Below are 17,780 nucleotides of genomic sequence, written 5' to 3'. Positions count from 1 at the left end.
GAGTGGCTGAGAACCCGAAATACATCGAGTGGCGGGGCCGCTTCAAGGGCCACAGCGGGCTGGCGATCGAAGCCCGCAGCTTCGTCCAATGCCTGCAGCACCACGGATTCCAGGTGCGCGAGATAACGGTCCCGGACGAAGGCGCAGAGCCCGGGCCGGAAGCAGGCCGGCAGCGCCCGGACGGCCCCGTCCCCGCAGCGGACCTGAGCATCGTCCATTTACCCTGGCACGACCGCGGCTGGGAAAACCTTTCGGGCACCGTGGTGTGGCGGGCGATGTTCGAAACCGACTCGGTCCCCGCTGCCTGGCTGGACCGGACAGCCGCCGTCGACGAGGTGTGGGTCCCCTCGCAGTTCAACGCCCGCACGTTCACAGCCGCGGGAGTCCCGCCGGAAAAGCTGCACGTCGTGCCGGAAGCCGTCGAACCGGCCTGGCTGGACACCCACGCCCGGCCCTACCGCGGCGACGGCCCGTTCAAGTTCCTGTCGGTCTTCCGCTGGCAGTACCGGAAAGGGTGGGATGTCCTCCTGCAGGCCTACCTTGCCGAATTCAGCGGCAACGACGACGTCGAGCTTGCCATCCGTGCCGATCCGTTCGGGGAAAGGATGGGCTACGACATCGCCGGGAGCATCGAGTCCATGGTCAAGGCGGTGCGGCCCCGGAACCCGCCCCGCATCCGGCTGCTGTCCCGGCCGCTGCCGGCCGCGGAGCTGCGCCGGCTGTACGCCGGTTCGCACGCATTCGTGCTGCCGACCCGGGGGGAAGCCTGGGGACGGCCGTTCATGGAGGCCATGGCCTGCGGCCTGGTCACCATTGGCACCGGCTGGGGCGGACAGCTGGACTTTATGGACGCATCGAACTCCCTGCTCGTCGACTACGAACTGGTGGACGTGCCGGAGGAGGCCGCGGCCGAGTGGCCGAACTTCCAGGGCCAGCGGTGGGCCGAGCCCTCGGCCGCCAGCCTGCGGCAGTGCCTGCGCCGGGCCGCGGAGAACGGCCCGGACCTGGACGTCCTGCGGAACAAGGCCGCCGCCACCATCCGGCAGCGGTACAGCCAGGACAAAGTCAACGGCATCTTCCTGCAGGAAGTCCGCCGCATCCTGGCTCGGTAACCTCCGGCCCTGCGGCGCACCTTAGCCCTTGCCGGGGGCGACCGTGCCGAACATCAGCGTCTGACGGCCGATGTCGTAGAAGACGGTGCCGGCCGTGGAGAGCAGATCCTGCAGGTTGTCGGCGTCGTCGGCATCGATGGTCAGTACTTCCTCCCAGGCCCCTTCGTCCAGGACCAACTGCAGGGTCCAGGTACCCGGCTGGCCGGGATCGCCGGCAATCCAGCTGAACTGGTAGTGGCTGAGCTGGCGGACCCTGATGCTGTCGTCGGTCAGGGGCTGCTTCGGATGGGGGGTCATGGTCCTGCTCCTTTGCCATTCGCACTTGGCGGCCAGCCCTGTGTTCCGGCGGATGGCGGAGCCGGAAAGGCCCGCCCCTACCCAATACCAAGGTTGCTGACCGAGCCACCAATCTAGCCCCGTCCCGGCAACGGTGTAAACGGCAGGACAGGCATTTGGCCGCGGAAAGCCCGAAGCCGCTGCCGCCGTCGTCAGGCGGTGCCCGCCGCGGCCGGTGCCGGAAGGCCCAGCCACAGCTTCAGCCGGCCGCCGAATCCGCGGAACTCGTGGTCCTCGCCGCCGCGCCGCAGGTCGCGGTAGATCCGGTGCCACAGGAAACCCAGCAGCACCGGAGCCAGCACGTCCGGCCAGCCGTAGCGGCCGACGGCGGCGTCCCGGATGATGCCCACGCCGATGTGGGCCAGGGCAGGCCAGAGCATCAGCCACATCACCCCGGTCAGCCGGTAACGCTGCCGCGAGCGCCTGACGGCAAAGAGCCTCAGGACGTAGGCGCACACCAGCAGGAGGTAGGGAATCATGGTGGCCAGGTCCAACCCGGTCAGCAGGAAAAACGGCGCTGTGGAGCTCATCGGCATTCCTCACGGATCGCATGCTGCTCGTCCCGGATCCGAAGCTACCCGGTACGCCTTGGGAAATCCCTGCCGATGCACGGCGGCCGGGCGGAGGCTCGCTGCCTCCGCCCGGCCGCAGGTCTGCCCGGTGGGCGGTCAGTCCCTGAGCGGGATGCCCTTGGCGTCGGTCCTGAAGCTCTGGGCACCGCAGAGGATCATGATGCCTTCGATGAAGCCCCACAGGCCCACGAGCCCAAAGGTGAACAGTCCGAGCAGGACGGTCAGGACGAGCTGGATGACACCGATGGTGGTGTAGCCCAGGTAGAACCGGTGGATGCCCAGGCCGCCGAGGAAGATGCCCAGCAGACCGGCGGCAATCTTGGACTTCTGCTGCGCAGCGTAGCCGCCGTACTGCTGGTCGTAGGGGTAGTTAGCGTACTGTCCGGGCGGCGGGTAGCCAGGCTGGGTCGGGTACCCGGGCTGGTGCGGGTAACCGCCAGCCGGCGGCTGGGGCGCGGACTGCCCTGACGAGGAATGGTCGGAAAAGGAACCTGAATCTGACATGGTGCTGCCTTCCGTGGGGTTGGGCGGAAGGGCCGGGCCCCTCAGGTACGGCACGGCACGGCATGGTCTGTACCCTTCCGCAGGTTCTGCCACACGTACCAATCGGCCGGCTCGGCTCCCCGGTAAGCCGCCCGGTCCCGTGCACCCGGGGACTCAGGCGCCGCGCAGCACCCCGGCGCCGTCGTCGCCGGTCAGTTCCCCGTGGTAGATCCACGGTTCCCGCGGCAGCGCTGCGGGGTCGAAAACTGCCAGCGCCGCCTCGAGCGGACCGGCCGGAAGCCCCAGCGACGCCAGCAGGGCGTCCCGGACGTCGTCGGTGCTCAGGCCGCGCCGCACCAGCTCCCCCAAGGTCACCGCGCCGTCGCGCTTGGCCAGCCGGCGGTGCTCGGAGTTCAGCACCAGCTGCACGTGGGCGTACCGGGGCGCCGGCAACCCGAGCAGGCCGGCCAGATAGGCCTGCCGCGGCGCGGAACTGAGCAGATCATCCCCGCGCACCACCTGGTCCACGCCCTGGGCGGCGTCGTCCACGACGACGGCGAGGTTGTAGGCGGGCACGCCGTCGTTGCGCAGCAGCACCATGTCGTCCACCATGCCGGTGTAGTAGCCGTGCAGCTGGTCCCGGATGGTGAAGTGGTCGGTGTCCGCGCGCAGCCGCAGCGCCGCGGGGCGGCCGCGGCGGCGTTCCTCGCGCTCGTCCTCGCCGAGATTCCGGCAGGTACCCGGATAGGCGCCCTGCGGGGCATGCGGGGCGGTAGGCGCATGGAGGATTTCGCGGCGCGTGCAGTAGCACTCGTAGACCAGGCCGTGGCCGCGCAGCTCCTCGACGGCCTGCAGGTACCCGTCGATGCGGGCCGACTGGTGTACCACCTCCGGGTCCCAGGCCAAACCGAGGGCAGCCAGGTCCGCCAACTGCCGGTGCTCGGCCCCGGCGCGGACCCGGTCCAGGTCCTCGATCCGGAGCAGGAAGCGCCGTCCGGTGCTGCGGGCGAAGAGCCAGGCCAGCATGGCGGTGCGCAGGTTGCCCAGGTGGAGGTCGCCGGAGGGGCTGGGGGCAAAGCGCCCGGCGCCGGCAGGCTCAACAGGGTTCACTCCCCCAGCGTACTGGGCGGCGGCGGGGCGGGGACAAAGCCCGTAGTGTCCGTCCACGGCAGCCGGAACGGAATCAGGCATGCATGGCCGGTGCGGCTTTATCTTGTCTTTTCCTGAAGCTGGGGAGGCACTCGGGTGCCTAACGCTGCGGATAAGCTAGGTGTGAAGTGAGTCCGGGAAACTGGGCTCTTCGTATTTTGGCATGGTGAGGAGACCGCAGCCGGGTGGACGACCGCCTCGATGAGGGAAGCCTTGGGCGTGCCGTCCGGCTGACATTGGCAGGATGGGCGGTCGGGCTCATCGTGACCGGCCTCGTGGTGTGGAGCCCCCACGTGCTGTTCGGGTACCGCAGTCCGTCTTTGCATCTGGTGGTGGACTCGGTGGATGCCTGCGTGGCCTTGCTGGTCGCGTATTTGCTGGCCGGACGGTTCGTGCGCCGCCGCAAGCTGCAGGACCTGCTGCTCGCCCAAAGCCTGGTGCTCCTGGCGGTTGCCGGGACGGGCCTGTCCTGGGTGACCGGGTCGTTGAGCGAAGATAGCGACGGAATCCTCGACGTCTGGCTGCCCCTGACGCTCAGGCTAATCGGTGCGGTCCTTGTCGCGGTCGCCGCACTGGTGAGCCCGGCCCGGGAGGCGCCATTCAGGTCGGGGGTGTGGGCGGTGGCCGTGCCCGCGGCAATCCTCGTTGTGACGTCCGCGGCCCTGTGGGCGGGGCGGTTCCAGCTGTCCGTGGCTTTCGACCAATCTGTGAACGCGGCCATGCAACCTACGCTGCTTGCCGTCCATCCAATGTTCCTGGCCGCCCAAAGCGCCGCGGCGCTGTGCTTTTTCGTGGCGTCCATCGGCTTCACCCTGCGCGCGGCCGATCGCGCCGATCCGCTGCTGCGTTGGCTCGGCCCGGCTTGCGCCCTGGCCGCCTTCGCCCGCGTCAACTACGCTTTGTTCCCCTCGCTGTACTCGGACTGGTTCTACACCGGAGATTTGTTGCGGACCGGTTTCTACGTTCTGCTGCTGCTCGGGGCCAGCCGTGAGATCAGGCAGTACTGGGACGCTTACTCCCGGGTGGCTGTGCTTGAGGACCGGCGACGGCTCGCCCGCGAGCTGCACGACGGGGCCATCCAGGAGCTTGCGTTGCTGCGGATGGAAGGCTCCTCCCTTCCGCCTGATCTCCCGGCCAGGGCCCGGATCCTCGCCGCCTGCGATCGGGCGCTGGACGAGGCTCGTGCTGCGGTGCATGCCCTTGGCCGTGACGTGGATGAACCCCTGAGTCTCGTCCTGCAGCGAACGGCGCGGGAGCTGTCCCAAAGGTACCAAGTCCGCCTGGAGGTCGAGGCCGACGACTCCATCGAAACCAGCACGGAGCAGCAACATGCGTTGCTGCGCATCACCCGCGAAGCAGTGGCCAACGCAGTGCGTCATGGCCGCGCCGGTCATCTGTGCGCGCGCCTAAGCAGGGACGGTGGCCGACGGCGCCTGGTAATACAGGATGACGGCACGGGCTTCGACGTCGCCGGTGCCGCAGGCGCCGACGCAGGCTATGGTTTGATCAGCATGCGGGACTGGGCCCGGACCTTGCCCGGTTCCCTTGAGGTGACGTCACGGCCGGGGGAAGGAAGCGTGGTGATGGTGACGTGGTAGAGCAGCACCGGCTTCGGGTGGTGATGGCCGACGACCATGCCTGGATCCGCGGGAAGGTCCGCCAGGCGCTGGAAGCAGGCGACTGGGAGGTGTGCGGTGAGGGAGCCACCGCCCAGGAAGCGATCCAGCTCGCGATGGAACACCGTCCTGACGTGGTATTGCTCGACATCAGTATGCCCGGCAACGGGATCTACGCAGCTCAGGAGATCAGCCGGGCGTTGCCCGAGGCCGCCGTCGTGATGCTCACCCAGTCCGCTGATGACGAGGATCTCTTCGACTCTCTGCGGGCAGGAGCTTCCGGGTACCTGCTCAAGAGTACGGACCCGGCCGCCTTGGCCGACGTCCTGCGCGGGGTACTCTCCGGCGAGGCTGCGATGTCCCCCGCGCTCGTCACGCGCATCCTGCAGGAGTTCAGGGCGCCCAGCCGAAGGGTCCTGCGCCGGAAATCGGCGGCTGCCGCCAAGTTGAGTCCCCGGGAGTGGGAGGTGATGGAACTCCTCGCCCAGGGGCTGTCCACGGAGGATGTCGCCAACAAGCTGTTCGTCTCCCCGACCACGGTCCGCGTCCACGTCTCAACGGTCCTGCGCAAACTTCGGGTCAAGGACCGGGAGAGCGCCTTCCACGTGCTGAGGGAATAGCGAGGGGTCCCGCGGCCGACGGCCGCGGGACCCCTCACACCCCTGGGGTTCGACCACGTGTCAAGACTGCGCCAGGACGACGGTGACGATGTTGTAGAAGGCGGACAACTCCGAAGTCCGGGGGACAACACCGCGTCCGCACCCGCCGTGCACCATTGCCTTTGGACGGGCGGGCTTTACTGAAGCAGTGAGGACAGTCCGAGGCCGTTGTGGTTGACGTACAGGCCACCGCTTCCGTTGCCAACCTCCGTCACCGAAATGTACGTGCCATTCGCACCGTCGCCGATGCATCCCCCTCCAACAGTGGGAACGGTACCTGTAGTTGTTGTCGATCCAATCCCGGTGAGCGTGAATCCGGTGATCTGGTTCTTGGTGCGGGCTTCGTAAACGACAGTGCTCTCCAAGGAAGTCTTCTTCTTCTGCGGCACCGTGTGGGTCTTTTGACCCTTCTTCCCCTCCCCGGTCACCCACTCACAAACCGCGTCGTAAGTGGTTTCGGACTCGTACGTGAACGAGAGTCCGGAGGCATTGCTCTGCAACTGACTGTTATTCCAGCTGAAGGCCAGCTGCACATCACCCTTGCCGACGAACCCTTGGCCGGTGCCCGGATCGAATGTGACTGCCGCGGCAGCCGGTGCCGCCAGCGCCAGCGTTGCCGCGAACGCGGTAGCCGCGACGCCGGTCAGTATTCCTTTGTTCATGGTATTCCCCAATATCCATGCCCTGATGAGGGCGTCCTGTTATAAAAGGGCAGGGATGAATGCATCCGCTGCCATTGTTGTCTTGGCTGCGGACCCCGCAACCGTCTGAACCGATCAGCAATGACGGAGGCGTCCTACTGATCTGTCGAGCAGTGTTCCAGGCCTGATGCCCCTGAACGTGCGGTAAGCCCCCTCCCGCCTGCCTGCATTCAGAGTAGGCATAAAAAAGTACTGTGAGACCCCCTTCAGGCGTTCAAAAGCCTAAACGGTGCCCCTCGCACACACTTGGCCCAGACCCTGCAGTTGGGCGAGCCAGCCACCGGGCACCTGTTCGGCCTCGCCGGGGCTCTGGAGGCAAGCACTGCCACAACTGCAATCCAGGCGGCAGTTGATCCGGATCTTATGACCGCCGCGCACGGACTTCCCCTGGTACCGATGTCTGCGTGGTCATCGACCGTGCCGGGGATGAGACCGGCTGGGCCGCCGGCTGCTCCACCGTTGTGCCTCCCGCCGAGGCCGTCACGCTCGAGCTCGGCGGAAACCTCCTGGTCATGATGGTGCCGTAAGCGGCTTCGGGGCTCCTGTGGCTAGCGTTGGGTTCCCGCGTCCGCGGTTTCGATGACGTAGGTGACGTCACCGGGGGCCGGCCAGGAGGCAAGGCCCTCCAGCGGGTCCGCGCCGTCGGGGCCTTCGGGTTCCTCCACGTCGAGGACCACGTCAACGAGGAGCGAGCGGAGCAGGCCGCCTTCGATGCCGAGCTCTGCCTGCAGGGGCGCCCCGGACGGGCCGGTAAAGCGCGCCCGGACCGGAAACGTGAAGTTGTGCGGAACCACCCGGGGCACCTCCTGGCCGACGGCAAAGTCGACCATGGAGCTGAAGCCCTCCGGCCCGTCCCAGGCCTCCTCTTTGGCCACGGCCAGCTGGGCCCGCAGGACCGGTGCCCCGTAGTCCTGGGTGTACCCGAGCATCCCCTCGACCAACTCCCGCACGGCCGGATCCAGCTCGACCAGCCGGGGCTCCTGGTCCCCGATCTCCTCCGGCACGGCCGGACGTGTCCGACGGTCGGCCAGGAACACCAGGAACGTCATGGCGGCTCCGGCGGCGGCCATCACCGCGCGCGGGCGGCGGATGCCGCGGCTGCGGAGCCAGTCCTGGATGCGCCCGTCCACCGCCTCGCCCAGGTCGGCCACACCGAAGGTCAGGCCCGCCATCCCTGCGGTGAAGCCGGCCTTGGCTGCGGGCTCGAAGGCCAGGACCGGGCTCTTGTTCAGCGGGATCAGGAAGGTCGCCCCGGTGACGGCTGCTGCGGCAGCGCGCAGCAGGAAGCGCCTTCCGGGTGAGAGCCGGGCCGGATCCACGAGGCTGAGCGCGCCGACGGCCGCGCTGGAGGCCAGACCGTACTCGATACGGTCGGAGTCAAGGAATCCACGCAGGCGGCTCAGCTGGATCATGGCTTCATCCTAAAGGGCGGTCAGGCCCGATTGGCGTCCACCCACTCACCCTGTGACCCGCAGACCGGCTAATTCATCTTCAGCTACCCGGGCCGGCAGAGTCCGTAGTCGTCAGGCACCCGCAGCGGTGTGCATTCCCGCGCAGGTACTGCAGCGGCAGTGGATGCGGCGGGGCCCGGAGAACCGGCCGGGCAGGCTATTGATACCTAGCCGAACGGGAGGTTCTGGATACTGCCCCGGAACTGGACCAGGCTGACCGCAATCAAGGCGGTGACAACCAGGGCAATCAGGGTGGCGGTGATACCCAGGATCAGCCCGGCGGTGCCGGTGATGGTGTCCTCCGGGGTGCGCGCTCGGCCGATGCCGCCGAAGACCATGGCCAGAGGTCCGAGCAAGAGCGCCGGCAGCCCCAGGACCGGGATGAAGGCGATGGAGATGGCGACGGTGCCGAGCACGAACGAGGCGAGGCCGAAGCCGTTCACCCGCGGGACCTCATCTCGGTTTCCGGGCACGTCGAATTTTTCGGTCACGCCATAAATGTTCCCTCAGGAGTAGGTGATGCGGCAGTGGCTGTTCCGCCGCGAACTGCACGCCAACCCGTCCCTGCTCAACTGTGCGGCCGCTAGCCGAAAGTACCCCCGTAGGGATCAGGTCCGGATTGTCTTTAGCTTCGTTGACCGGGAGATCACCTGTTCCAGCGATCTCCCGGGAGCTGGTTCAATAATCCCGCCCTCCAACGCACCACTCCCCCGGTAGAAAACTGGTGATGAAGATGCTGCGGTTCCGAGGGTCTCAGATTGGCCTATACCCCGCCCGCAAGAATGTCTGATGAAGGCACGCGGATTCCAGGCGTTGGGGCCACTAACTCCAGAAAAGGGCCGGATGGCGCCGATAAAAACCGGCCGGTGACTAACTCAGCAATGCCTTGTATTGTCGTGTGCAGCTGGTCCACCTCGCCCAAGGTAGTCCTACCGAGGAGAAAAGATGGCTGTCGACGAGAACGAAGCACGGATTCTGGCCCAGTGGATGCAGCAGCTGGCGCAGGCACTACAGATCGTGGATCTGGAAGTGGACCAGGAACTGCTCCTCGATCTGGCCAGGAAATCTGCGGGCTCGGTGATCCATGCGGCGGCACCGGTCACCACGTTCATGGTCGGATATGCGGCTGGCCTGAAAGCTGGCACAGGAAGCGGAGATTCCGAGTCGTCGGCCACTGCCGCGATTTCAAAGGCCGCCAACGTCGCCTTCCAGCTGTGCGAGGACGGAACCAGTGGCGGCCCAGCCGGTAAGGGCTGGGCGAACACCGCGCAGTAGCACCCCGGCTGCCGCCGGCGCCACCGCGGACTCGAACCGGACGATTACAGCCTTGGACGTCAGCGTCTCTTTTGACGGTTGACGGGGCCCGCCTGAGCTCGCGCCCGATGCGGCGGAGGGAACAGCCCAGCCACTGCAGGTCGGCGATCTGCAACCGTGCCCGCAGGGACAGATACCGCCCGGATGACACCGTCCCGGCCTGCCCCTGCAGTTGTGCCGCCCGCCGGTTTCGCAGCCAGGTCCCGATGCGTCTGATCATGCCCAAGTCCGACATCCTGCAGACCTGCGCTAATTCAAGGCTGTTCGGCCAGTGTGCCAGCCATCTACCATGAACGATTAAATCTGGTTGCTTCACCTAAATTGGCCATCAGGCATTGTCCGATCTAGTGGCAGCCTCCCCGGCATTCCACCAGCGACACAGGTGGAGGGCCTGAGCCCGGAAAACCGAGCGCAGACCCTCCACCGCTGAACATCGACACTTGCTGCGCAGGCGAGCTACTGCCTTCCAATACGCTGGTACACGTCCGGGTTCTTCCGGCGCAGCATTCCGGCTGTGATGACGCCTGCCACAAAGATGAACAATGATGACAGGAGCATGATGTTCGCCAGTAGCTGCGATACGCCGATGAGGGAGGGGAAGTTGATGATTCCCAGTACAACCATCACGGAGAGCGCCAGGAAGGCGAGCAGTGGAGCGCTAAAGGTTTTCCACTGCGACATGGTCCGGGCAGGATTCTTCTTGAAGTAGATGACTGCAGGGAGGCTGGTCAAGGTCATTGCCACCATGATGGTGAAGGCTGCTGCCCCGGCGAACCAGGAATAGATTTCCATGGCCGTGAGTGTTAACGCCGACCGAAAATAGGGCCATTTCTGCCAATTGAAAACGGGGCCACCGGGTTGTGGTTCTATTGTGCCTGAGGTCTGGTGGTGGTTCTGTTGCGGAGCCGGTAACTGCTGCCTGTGAGGTTGAGGACCTCGGCGTGGTGCACGATGCGGTCGATCATGGCGGAGGCCACGGTGGCGTCGCCGAAGACCTCGCCCCACCGGCTGAATGCCAGGTTCGATGTCAGGACCAGCGAGGCGTGCTCGTACCTGGACGAGACCAGTTGGAAGAACAGGTTCGCCGAGTCCTGGTCGAACGGGATGTATCCAACCTCGTCGACTATCAACAGCTTGTAGCGGCGCAGCTTTGCCAGTTCCTGGGGCAGCCGGCCGCGTTCGTGGGCCTCAGCGAGACGGGTGACCCAGCCGGTGGCAGTGTCGAACAGGACCCGGTGCCCGGCGCGTGCGGCCTTGATCCCGATGCCGACGGCCAGGTGGGTTTTTCCGGTGCCGGGCGGGCCGAGCAGGACGACGTTCCTGGCTTCCTCGAGGAAGACGCCGGTGCCGAGGTGGGCCACGAGGTTGCGGTCCGCGGCCGGCTGGTGGTCGAAGTTGAACTCCTCGAGGGTTTTGGCGCCGGGGAAGCGTGCGGCGCGGATCCGCAGGGCGGCACCGGAGGCCTCGCGTTCGGCGACCTCGCGGCCGAGCACGGCGGCGAGGTATTCCTCATGGGACCAGCCCGCTTCCCGGGCGCGGTCGCCAAGGTCCCGGTAGCCGTCGGTGATGCGCGGGGCGCGCAGTGCCCGGGCGTAGTACTCGATGCTCTTCGCTGCCTCGCTCACCGGCCCACCTCCGTCAGCTCGCGCGCGTCGTCCGGGACGGCGAGGCCGAACAGGTCGTCGTAGATGCCCAGGTCGCGTTCCTGGACCTCTGCATGGCGCGCGGTCCTGACGGTGCGGTGGGCGCGGCGCAGGGCCGCGGCCTTGTCGACATGGGCCGGGTCGGTGAGGATTTGGTGGCGGGCCCAGCGGCGTTCGTGCCTGGCCAGGACCGTCCCGCCGGCGATGACGGTGACCTGCTCGAGGTCCGCCATGACCTCGACGATGCGGCCGATTGCCGCCGGGTCGACGGAGTAGTCGTTGGAGAACACGCGCACGTAGTAGTCCCGCGGAAGCCGGATGCTCTTGCGGAACCTCGTCTCCGGGGCCAGCGGCGCCAGCGGGCGCATCGCTTCCCGGTCGCGCAGCACGAGTTCGGCGGGCCGGCCGTGGCGGGAACGCGAGTAGCGGGCGTTGGCCCGTGGAAGCCAGTCGGCCAGCTGCTCGTTGAAGTCGCCCGGGGAGGCGAAGGTCCGTCCGGGCATGAAGCCCTGGCGGAAGAACCGGTTCATCCGCTCCACCATGCCCTTGGACTCCGGGTCGTTCGGCGGCAGCTGGCGGATGGTGCAGCCCAGCACTCCGGCGAACGACGCGGCCGGGTCCGTCAGCCGGCCCTGCCCGATGCCGCTCTCGTTGTCCCAGACCAGCCGTGCCGGGACCGCGGCCGCGTCCTGGATCAGCGACCACATCCCGCCCAGCAGGTCAGCAGTGGTGCGGGTGGGGATCATCCGGGCCTGGATGAAGCCGGAGAACGTGCTGGTCATGACCAGCACCGGCGGTTTGCCCTGCTGGCCATGACCGAGTGGCAACGGTTCATGCGGGAACCACAGGTCGCACTGCACCGCATTCCCCGGTTCGTGCACCAGGCGGTCCACCGGATCCGCCGGCAGGTACTCGGGCCGGATCCGGCGGACCTTGTCGCGGAACAGGGACGCAGATCCCGTCCATCCGACGCGTTCGGCCAGCACGGTCGCCGGCATCGTCGGGGTCCGCGCCAGCAGGGTGCGGACCCGGCCGGCGCAGGCGTCGAAGCTCGAACCGGCCGGAGTCCGCTCATACTTTGGCGGCCGGTCTGATTCCAACGCCCGGTCCACTGTTCCCCGCGAAACCCCGAGCTGTCTGGCCAGCTCCCTCTTGGAGATCTTCTCCGTTGCGTACCGGTGGCGGATCTGCGCCCAAACGTCCAATGTGATCACCTTCCATGATGGTCAGGTGACCTCATTTTCAGTTGGCGTTTTTGGCCCTATATTCGGTCGGCGTCAACAGTGAGGCCGACAACCACCAGAAATCCGATCAGGATTAGGTAGGTGAAGCTCACGGTCAGGGATGCCCGGTGGGGTGAACCGAAATCCCGCCAGCTACCACAACGGGTCGGTCTGGCCACATGACAATGCAATCATCGCGGCGGGCCTATTGCGCTACGGTTTCATTGAAGAGGCACAGCGGATCGCCACTGACCTGCTGGAGGCGGCCGATTGCACCGACGGCCGGCTCCCGGAGCTATTCTGCGGGTTCAGCCGCGACCAGATCATCGAGCCCCTGCCCTACCCAACAGCGTGTTCTCCGCAGGCATGGGCAGCGACTACGCCAATTTTGTTGATTACCAGCCTCATGCGATATGACGTCCATGTGTCCCGGGGTGGCTTCTGGATGGACCCGGTGCTCCCGGAATCCTACAGCGACCTCCATATCACCAACGCACCCGTAGGCGGAGACCGGATCGCCATCGACATCAGCGGTTCCGAACCTTCCGTGCAAGGGCTGCCCCAAGGAATCGCATTCCACCGTGGACACCGGCCATGGCTGACAGAACTGCTGGAGCAGGCCGGTCGGCAAAGTCAGGCCTAGCGAGGCGCGTTCCACATCCCAAGAGCATTGGACCCGGTCCGGCGAGGAACCATCCCGTCCAGGCGCCTTTCAGGCAGATCCCGGAGGCCGTCCGCAGCGTGGTCGCGAAGCTGATGGCCGGCACACGGAAGACTTCCAGGTGGCTCCGCTTTCCCAAAACGTGTCGAAAACGTGCCGTCAGGCCCGTGCCGGGCAAGGAAAAAGCTCCCCGATCCAGCATTTGCGCCGGTCGGAGAGCTTTCGAAGTGGAGCTAAGGGGAATCGAACCCCTGACCTTTTCATTGCGAACGAAACGCTCTACCAACTGAGCTATAGCCCCGTGTTCCGGCGGCTTTGCCGGTTCACTGCGTTCGATCATATGTCCCGAACTGTGATTTTGCCATTCCGGCCGTAACGAATCCGCCACCGGTCCGCGGCCGCGGCGGCATCGACGCGGGCCAGGCCTAGGATTTAGGCACGGCCGGAACCATCCCGCCGTCCGCTTACCTAAGGCTGGAGCCGCCATGGAGAACCAGGTTCTGAAGATCGTTTACGTCCTCTTCCTCGGCAGCATGATCGCCCTGTTCGTGGGCCTGGGTATCCGTTCCTTCTATGCCCCGCCCGAGCCGCCTCAATATCCGGTCACGCTGATCGAGAAGGCGAACCCTACGGACGAGGAACTGGCAGAACAGCAGAGGCAGCAGCAGGAACACGAACGTGCTGCCCGGGCCTGGGAGGAGCAGAACAGCATTTACAACAGGAACGTCAGCACCGTCTCGCTGGCGGCCTCGGTGATCCTGCTGGGCGCGAGCCTGCTGCTGGAGAAACGGAACCGGGTGCTGGCCAACGGCATCCTGCTGGGCGGGCTGTTCACCCTGCTGTACAGCATCGGCCGGGGGTTCGCCTCGCAGGACACCATGATGACCTTCATCGCCGTGGCGGTGGGCCTGGCCGTGGCGCTGGTGCTGGGCTACCGGCGGTTCTTCGACAAACCCTCCCCGCAGGCTTAACACCAAGACCCCCGGTCCTCCGTTGCCGGAGGCGCCAGGGGTCTGTGGCTGTGAACAACATGGCCGGACCTGTGCCAAGGCCCCGGACAGTTCCGCGACGGGGTATGCCGCAGGCCTGCGCGCCGCGGACCCCGAGGCTTGTGGCCGGGGTCCGCATTGGTTGACATCACAGCAGTTTTCCGGCAATCCGTGCAAGGGCCGATAATGGTACTGGTCAATCTGACCAGCACGCGGACGGAAACATGGCAGGAAGTGGTCAATTTGCAGGAACTGGACGCGACCGACCGGCGGATCCTGCTCGCCTTGGACGAGGATCCGCGCATCCCGGTGATGCTGCTGGCCCAGAAGCTGGGCCTGGCCCGCGGCACCGTGCATTCGCGGCTCGAGCGGATGGCTGCGTCCGGCACCCTGCGGCCGAATTCGGCCCGCATCCTGCCCGCGTCGCTGGGCCGCGGCGTGACGGCCATGGTCAGTGCCGAACTGGACCAGAGCAAGCTTAACGAGGCGGTCGAGGCGCTGCGCCGCATTCCGGAGGTGCTGGAGTGCCATGCGCCGGCCGGGGATACGGACCTGCTGCTGCGCGTGGTGGCCGTCAGCCCGGACGACCTGTACCGGGTCAGCGAGGAGATCCGGCTCTGCCCGGGCATCATGCGCACCTCGACCCAGATGTTCCTGCGCGAGGTGATCCCGTACCGCACCACGGAACTGTTGCGCGGTGACTGAGCCCGCGGAATCGTGTTACAGGAAAAAGTGCAGGATGACGCCGACTGTCCAGACGGAGCCGACGACGAAGGCACAGCCCAGTTCCGCGAGGATGCCCAGCCCCATCGCCTTCAAGGCCACCGCACTGGCGCTGGCGGCGGCGCGGAAGTCCCGGCGACGGACGAACTCGCTGAGCAGCAGCCCGGCGGCGAAGCCGACGAACAGCCCTACCACCGGGAGCAGGAACATGCCGACGATTCCCGCGGCCACGCCGACCAGGATGGAGTAGTTGGGGATGCGGCGCTCCTTGAGGCGCCTGCCGGTCAGCACCGCCCCGGCGAGCATGCCGGCGGCCACGAACACCAGCCCCACGGCGAACACGACCCAGCCCACGGTGTTCTGCAGCACGAGGGCCCAGACCAGCAGCCCGGCGGCGACGGTCACCAGCCCGGGCAGGACGGGCACGACGACGCCGAGGGTACCGATGGCGATGAGCAGGCCGCAAACGATGGTGGCGGCGATCTGAGCTTCCATGCTCCCAGCCTACGGCCGGGTGCGGGGGCCGCTACGCGGTGGCGCAGCCGGGTCGGCGGCCAGGCGGCCACCGCCGGCGTCATCGCCCGCGCCGCCCGCACTGCCGTCGTCGGCAGGAGCAGTGTCCGGAACCTGCCGGCGGCGGCTGCGCCAGATCACCCAGACAATTGCCACCACCACGGCGACGGCCAGCGCCGCCGCGGTGACGGGAGACTCCAGCATCAGCGTGAACCAGGCGGCCAGCGCGGCCAGGCCGATGGTCGCGTAGACGACGGCCCAGATCAGCCCGCCCAGTACGACGGCCGGGAGAAAGCGGCGCTGCGGCATGCGGGCCAGACCGGAGCTGACGATGACGGCCGTCTGCAGACCGACGGTGAGGAAGCAGAGGGTGACCGCGAACGGCCCGAACTTATTGATGAGGTGCCCGGCGCGGTGCATGACGTTGTTGTCGAGGCGCTTTTCCAGGCGGCTGCGCCGGGCGCCGGCGGCGAGGCCGCGGCCCAGCCAGTAGGTGGCGTTGGCGCGCAGCATCACCACACCGAAGAGCGCCAGAACTGCCCAGCCCAGCGGAAGGCCCAGGAATATCTCCATGTGCTTCCTCCTCCAGATGGGCCGGACACATCCATTCTACGACCTGTAGAAAAAGTCTGCAGGCGGAAACTCCCCCTTTAGACAACGGGGACGTGCGCATGGATGTTCCGCCGGGCCGCTGGCGAAGCCAGGAGGCGGAGATCAGCGGGCCGAGAAGGTGGCGGTGAATGATCCTTGGGCGAGGGTGTGCTGGTTGATCGCCGAGCGCGCGGTCGCGTGGTCCGCGCGGGCGGGCACCCCCAGTTTCTCCACGTCCAGGGCATGGACGGTGAAAATGTAGCGGTGCGTCTCACCGGCGGGCGGGTTCGGGCCGCCGTAGCCGGGATGGCCGTAGTCGTTGGCCACCGTCACGGTGCCGCCGACCTGCGCGTCTGAGCCGAAGTCCGTGGTGCCGGCGGGGATGTCGAATTCGATCCAGTGCCAGAAGTCGCCGCGCGGGGCGTCCGGGTCGACGCAGGTGACCGCGAAGCTCCTGGTGCCCTCGGGAGCTCCCTCCCAGTGCAGGTCCGGCACGTGGTTCTGCCCGCCCGCGCCCTTGGCTGCGTAGTCGGGCTGGATGACGGAGCCGTCCGGAATCGCCCGGCTGGTCAGCGTCATGCTTTCGGCCTTGCCAGCCGACGGGTCCTCGGTTGCAGGGGCCATGATGGATCCTCCTTCGCATCGGGTGCGCGGGTCTACTCAGGCTACCGCGCCCGGGCTCCAGCGGGGAGAGGCGGACGACGGCGGGTGCGCGAGGTGCCGTCCGCCGTCGTTGGCTAGCGCACGCCCCGGATCTTCACGACGAAGACCGCCCCGAGCAGCCCGATCACCGCGGAGACCAGGAAAAGCGTGCTGTACCCGCCGAGGTAGAGCACGATCGGGGCCGCAAGCAGCGGGGCAATCACCTGCGGGGAGGAATTGGCGATGTTGAACACGCCCAGGTCCTTGCCGCGGTCGGCAGCGCTGGGCAGGACCTGGGTCAGCAGGGCGAAGTCCACCGCGAGGAACATGCCGAACCCGATCCCGAGCACCGCCGCCGCGACCAGGGCCGCCGTCCAGGTCTGTGCGAAGGCGACGACCACCGACGCCGTGGCAATCGTGGCCGAGGAGGCGATGACGAAGGGCTTGCGCCGGCCCACCTTGTCGCTCCAGGGGCCGCCGAGGACGGCAGTGACCATCACCGCGACCGCATAGATGCCGGTAAGAACGAGCACGCCCGCGGCGGGATCGGGATGGTCCACGGCGTCCTGCAGGAAGTAGAAGAGGTAGAGCGTGAACAGGTTGTTGCCGAGGTTGACCAGGAAGCGGGTCAGCCAGGCCCAGCCGAAGTCCGGGTACCTGCGCGGCGAGATGTAGAAGCCCTTCAGAAATGCCGCCCACCGGAACGGCGGCCTGTCCGCGCGGTCCAGCGGTGCGCTGCGCCCATGGAACAGGAACGGCAGCGCGCAGGCCAGCAGGAACACGGCGCAGTAGAGGTAGCCGAGCACGAACCCCCCGGCAAGCGTAGCCAGCAGCGCCCCGAACACGATGCCGACGGTCTGCCCCAAGGCGGCCAGCCCGCCCACCTGGCCCCGCTGGAACGTGGGGACCCGGTCCGGGATCGACGCAGTGACCGCCGCGTAGGCGCCGTTGCAGCCGGCCTGCACAAGGCACCAGCCCAGCACCATGACGGCGATGCCCGGCGCCCCGGCCAGCAGCAACAGCGCGGTGAAAGCCAGGACGGTGCCGGCGAGGACCCAGGGCACGCGGCGGCCGAAGCGCGAGATGGTCCTGTCGCTCAGCGCCCCGGCCACCGGGTTGGCCACCAGGGAGACTGCCGCGCCGCAGCCCGTGGCCAGGGCCAGCACTGCTTCCTTGTTGACGGGGTCGAAATACTGGGACTGCTGGGCCAGCAGCACCTGCAGGGGCCCGAAAAAGGCCGCGTTGATGCCCAGGTTGGCCAGGATCACCGCGCTGATCCAGCCGGCGCGCACCCGCTCGACGGGCTCCCGCAGGGCCGGTGGCGGCAGCGCCGGGGAGGTCCCGCTGCCCTGCCCGCCGGCTTCCTGGAAGGTCATCTGCGTCCTCGCTTTATGTGAACAGT

General features: G+C 67.1%; 21 protein-coding genes, 1 tRNA gene and 2 pseudogenes. 8 read left to right on the top strand and 16 right to left on the bottom strand.

What is annotated here, in order from left to right; translation table 11 throughout:
- Window positions 1-2: 2 nt before the first annotated feature.
- Window positions 3-1,112, top strand: a complete 1,110-nt coding sequence (locus HGG74_RS09140) for a glycosyltransferase family 4 protein (RefSeq protein ID WP_168486048.1) — start codon at window positions 3-5, stop codon at window positions 1,110-1,112.
- 21 nt (window positions 1,113-1,133) lie between these two features.
- On the opposite strand, the gene HGG74_RS09135 is transcribed toward HGG74_RS09140, so the two are convergent.
- The 4 genes from HGG74_RS09135 to gluQRS all read right to left on the bottom strand — a co-directional run bounded on the left by HGG74_RS09135 (window position 1,134) and on the right by gluQRS (window position 3,613).
- Complete coding sequence (locus HGG74_RS09135) at window positions 1,134-1,409, bottom strand: hypothetical protein (RefSeq protein WP_168486047.1); 276 nt, start codon at window positions 1,407-1,409, stop codon at window positions 1,134-1,136.
- 191 nt (window positions 1,410-1,600) lie between these two features.
- Window positions 1,601-1,978 carry a hypothetical protein gene (locus HGG74_RS09130; protein ID WP_168486046.1) on the bottom strand — a complete coding sequence of 126 codons (378 nt, stop codon included), beginning with the start codon at window positions 1,976-1,978 and terminating at the stop codon, window positions 1,601-1,603.
- Window positions 1,979-2,116: 138 nt separating this feature from the next.
- Window positions 2,117-2,524: a TM2 domain-containing protein gene (locus HGG74_RS09125; protein ID WP_168486045.1), complete on the bottom strand. Its 408-nt coding sequence runs from the start codon at window positions 2,522-2,524 to the stop codon at window positions 2,117-2,119.
- A 153-nt stretch (window positions 2,525-2,677) separates the two neighbouring features.
- A complete protein-coding gene (gene gluQRS, locus HGG74_RS09120) occupies window positions 2,678-3,613 on the bottom strand; it encodes a tRNA glutamyl-Q(34) synthetase GluQRS (RefSeq protein WP_312856797.1) in 936 nt (311 codons plus the stop codon).
- A 224-nt stretch (window positions 3,614-3,837) separates the two neighbouring features.
- Between gluQRS and HGG74_RS22130 the strand changes: the two genes are divergently transcribed.
- Window positions 3,838-5,250, top strand: coding sequence for a sensor histidine kinase (locus HGG74_RS22130; RefSeq protein WP_168486043.1), 1,413 nt, complete (start codon window positions 3,838-3,840; stop codon window positions 5,248-5,250).
- On the top strand, window positions 5,244-5,888 hold the full coding sequence (locus HGG74_RS09110) for a response regulator (RefSeq protein ID WP_168486042.1): 645 nt from the start codon (window positions 5,244-5,246) through the stop codon (window positions 5,886-5,888). Before HGG74_RS22130 ends, HGG74_RS09110 begins: the two co-directional genes overlap by 7 nt.
- A gap of 176 nt (window positions 5,889-6,064) precedes the next feature.
- On the opposite strand, the gene HGG74_RS09105 is transcribed toward HGG74_RS09110, so the two are convergent.
- Window positions 6,065-6,589 (bottom strand): hypothetical protein, encoded by a 525-nt coding sequence (locus HGG74_RS09105; protein ID WP_168486041.1) that lies wholly within the window; start codon window positions 6,587-6,589, stop codon window positions 6,065-6,067.
- 443 nt (window positions 6,590-7,032) lie between these two features.
- Here HGG74_RS09105 and HGG74_RS21930 point away from each other — a divergent pair, with 443 nt between their 5' ends.
- Window positions 7,033-7,155: a hypothetical protein gene (locus HGG74_RS21930; protein ID WP_281356107.1), complete on the top strand. Its 123-nt coding sequence runs from the start codon at window positions 7,033-7,035 to the stop codon at window positions 7,153-7,155.
- A gap of 21 nt (window positions 7,156-7,176) precedes the next feature.
- Here the strand turns inward: HGG74_RS21930 and HGG74_RS09100 are convergent, their stop codons facing one another.
- Both HGG74_RS09100 and HGG74_RS09095 read right to left on the bottom strand, forming a co-directional pair.
- Entirely contained in the window at window positions 7,177-8,040 is an 864-nt protein-coding gene (locus tag HGG74_RS09100) for a hypothetical protein (protein WP_168486040.1), read from the bottom strand.
- Window positions 8,041-8,246: 206 nt separating this feature from the next.
- Entirely contained in the window at window positions 8,247-8,570 is a 324-nt protein-coding gene (locus tag HGG74_RS09095; protein WP_168486039.1) for a hypothetical protein, read from the bottom strand.
- A gap of 454 nt (window positions 8,571-9,024) precedes the next feature.
- On the opposite strand from HGG74_RS09095, the gene HGG74_RS09090 reads away from it, so the two are divergent.
- A complete protein-coding gene (locus HGG74_RS09090) occupies window positions 9,025-9,354 on the top strand; it encodes a DUF6457 domain-containing protein (RefSeq protein WP_168486038.1) in 330 nt (109 codons plus the stop codon).
- A 79-nt stretch (window positions 9,355-9,433) separates the two neighbouring features.
- Here HGG74_RS09090 and HGG74_RS21545 read toward each other — a convergent pair.
- From HGG74_RS21545 to istA, 4 genes and pseudogenes are all read right to left on the bottom strand, one after another.
- Window positions 9,434-9,613, bottom strand: a pseudogene (locus tag HGG74_RS21545) (helix-turn-helix domain-containing protein); the annotation flags it as partial.
- A gap of 236 nt (window positions 9,614-9,849) precedes the next feature.
- Window positions 9,850-10,185: a hypothetical protein gene (locus HGG74_RS09085; RefSeq protein ID WP_168486037.1), complete on the bottom strand. Its 336-nt coding sequence runs from the start codon at window positions 10,183-10,185 to the stop codon at window positions 9,850-9,852.
- Between the two features lie 74 nt (window positions 10,186-10,259).
- Window positions 10,260-11,018, bottom strand: coding sequence for an IS21-like element helper ATPase IstB (gene istB, locus HGG74_RS09080; protein WP_168486036.1), 759 nt, complete (start codon window positions 11,016-11,018; stop codon window positions 10,260-10,262).
- On the bottom strand, window positions 11,015-12,250 hold the full coding sequence (gene istA, locus HGG74_RS09075; protein WP_168486035.1) for an IS21 family transposase: 1,236 nt from the start codon (window positions 12,248-12,250) through the stop codon (window positions 11,015-11,017). Before istA ends, istB begins: the two co-directional genes overlap by 4 nt.
- 151 nt (window positions 12,251-12,401) lie before the next feature.
- Here istA and HGG74_RS09070 point away from each other — a divergent pair.
- Window positions 12,402-12,902, top strand: a pseudogene (locus HGG74_RS09070) (glycogen debranching N-terminal domain-containing protein); the annotation flags it as partial.
- Window positions 12,903-13,148: 246 nt separating this feature from the next.
- On the opposite strand, the gene HGG74_RS09065 reads toward HGG74_RS09070, so the two are convergent.
- Window positions 13,149-13,221: transfer RNA gene (locus HGG74_RS09065), tRNA-Ala, on the bottom strand.
- Window positions 13,222-13,405: 184 nt separating this feature from the next.
- On the opposite strand from HGG74_RS09065, the gene HGG74_RS09060 reads away from it, so the two are divergent.
- Both HGG74_RS09060 and HGG74_RS09055 read left to right on the top strand, forming a co-directional pair.
- Entirely contained in the window at window positions 13,406-13,891 is a 486-nt protein-coding gene (locus tag HGG74_RS09060) for a hypothetical protein (RefSeq protein ID WP_168486034.1), read from the top strand.
- A 204-nt stretch (window positions 13,892-14,095) separates the two neighbouring features.
- Complete coding sequence (locus HGG74_RS09055) at window positions 14,096-14,614, top strand: Lrp/AsnC family transcriptional regulator (RefSeq protein WP_205761643.1); 519 nt, start codon at window positions 14,096-14,098, stop codon at window positions 14,612-14,614.
- 15 nt (window positions 14,615-14,629) lie between these two features.
- On the opposite strand, the gene HGG74_RS09050 is transcribed toward HGG74_RS09055, so the two are convergent.
- The 4 genes from HGG74_RS09050 to HGG74_RS09035 all read right to left on the bottom strand — a co-directional run bounded on the left by HGG74_RS09050 (window position 14,630) and on the right by HGG74_RS09035 (window position 17,754).
- Window positions 14,630-15,127 (bottom strand): DUF456 domain-containing protein, encoded by a 498-nt coding sequence (locus HGG74_RS09050; protein WP_168486032.1) that lies wholly within the window; start codon window positions 15,125-15,127, stop codon window positions 14,630-14,632.
- 9 nt (window positions 15,128-15,136) lie between these two features.
- Window positions 15,137-15,718, bottom strand: coding sequence for a DedA family protein (locus HGG74_RS09045; protein WP_168486031.1), 582 nt, complete (start codon window positions 15,716-15,718; stop codon window positions 15,137-15,139).
- 141 nt (window positions 15,719-15,859) lie between these two features.
- The gene (locus HGG74_RS09040; protein ID WP_168486030.1) at window positions 15,860-16,360 is read right to left on the bottom strand and encodes a YbhB/YbcL family Raf kinase inhibitor-like protein; all 501 of its coding nucleotides are present in this window, start codon (window positions 16,358-16,360) and stop codon (window positions 15,860-15,862) included.
- 113 nt (window positions 16,361-16,473) lie between these two features.
- The gene (locus HGG74_RS09035; protein ID WP_168486029.1) at window positions 16,474-17,754 is read right to left on the bottom strand and encodes an MFS transporter; all 1,281 of its coding nucleotides are present in this window, start codon (window positions 17,752-17,754) and stop codon (window positions 16,474-16,476) included.
- Window positions 17,755-17,780: the final 26 nt, after the last annotated feature.

The organism is Arthrobacter mobilis, assembly GCF_012395835.1.
In the GTDB taxonomy this organism is placed as follows: domain Bacteria; phylum Actinomycetota; class Actinomycetes; order Actinomycetales; family Micrococcaceae; genus Crystallibacter; species Crystallibacter mobilis.
The sequence above is the reverse complement of the archived record's forward strand: the minus strand, read 5'-3'. Positions and strand labels throughout refer to the sequence as shown.